This window comes from Providencia sp. 2023EL-00965, from assembly GCF_033550225.1.
GTDB classification, from domain to species: Bacteria; Pseudomonadota; Gammaproteobacteria; order Enterobacterales; family Enterobacteriaceae; genus Providencia; species Providencia manganoxydans.
The window spans coordinates 1-895 of the sequence record NZ_JAWUEH010000051.1 but is presented as its reverse complement, the minus strand read 5'-3'; the positions used below and the strand labels follow the sequence as shown (position 1 = coordinate 895).

Sequence of the window (895 nt, the reverse complement as noted above, 5' to 3'; positions counted from 1 at the left end):
TGTTTTTTTGTACAGTCTATGCCTCGGGCATCCAAGCAGCAAGCGCGTTACGCCGTGGGTCGATGTTTGATGTTATGGAGCAGCAACGATGTTACGCAGCAGGGCAGTCGCCCTAAAACAAAGTTAGGCCGCATGGACACAACGCAGGTCACATTGATACACAAAATTCTAGCTGCGGCAGATGAGCGAAATCTGCCGCTCTGGATCGGTGGGGGCTGGGCGATCGATGCACGGCTAGGGCGTGTAACACGCAAGCACGATGATATTGATCTGACGTTTCCCGGCGAGAGGCGCGGCGAGCTCGAGGCAATAGTTGAAATGCTCGGCGGGCGCGTCATGGAGGAGTTGGACTATGGATTCTTAGCGGAGATCGGGGATGAGTTACTTGACTGCGAACCTGCTTGGTGGGCAGACGAAGCGTATGAAATCGCGGAGGCTCCGCAGGGCTCGTGCCCAGAGGCGGCTGAGGGCGTCATCGCCGGGCGGCCAGTCCGTTGTAACAGCTGGGAGGCGATCATCTGGGATTACTTTTACTATGCCGATGAAGTACCACCAGTGGACTGGCCTACAAAGCACATAGAGTCCTACAGGCTCGCATGCACCTCACTCGGGGCGGAAAAGGTTGAGGTCTTGCGTGCCGCTTTCAGGTCGCGATATGCGGCCTAACAATTCGTCCAAGCCGACGCCGCTTCGCGGCGCGGCTTAACTCAGGTGTTAGATGCACTAAGCACATAATTGCTCACAGCCAAACTATCAGGTCAAGTCTGCTTTTATTATTTTTAAGCGTGCATAATAAGCCCTACACAAATTGGGAGATATATCATGAAAGGCTGGCTTTTTCTTGTTATCGCAATAGTTGGCGAAGTAATCGCAACATCCGCATTAAAATCTAGCG

Annotated in this window: 2 protein-coding genes; both read left to right on the top strand. The window is 53.3% G+C overall.

Annotated elements, in window-relative coordinates; translation table 11 throughout:
- Positions 1-132 precede the first annotated feature (132 nt).
- Positions 133-666, top strand: a complete 534-nt coding sequence (gene aadB, locus SC428_RS22090) for an aminoglycoside nucleotidyltransferase ANT(2'')-Ia (protein ID WP_000381802.1) — start codon at positions 133-135, stop codon at positions 664-666.
- Positions 667-822: 156 nt separating this feature from the next.
- Positions 823-895, top strand: a 73-nt coding sequence (locus tag SC428_RS22085; protein WP_239504560.1) for an SMR family transporter, incomplete at its 3' end; no start/stop codon positions are given.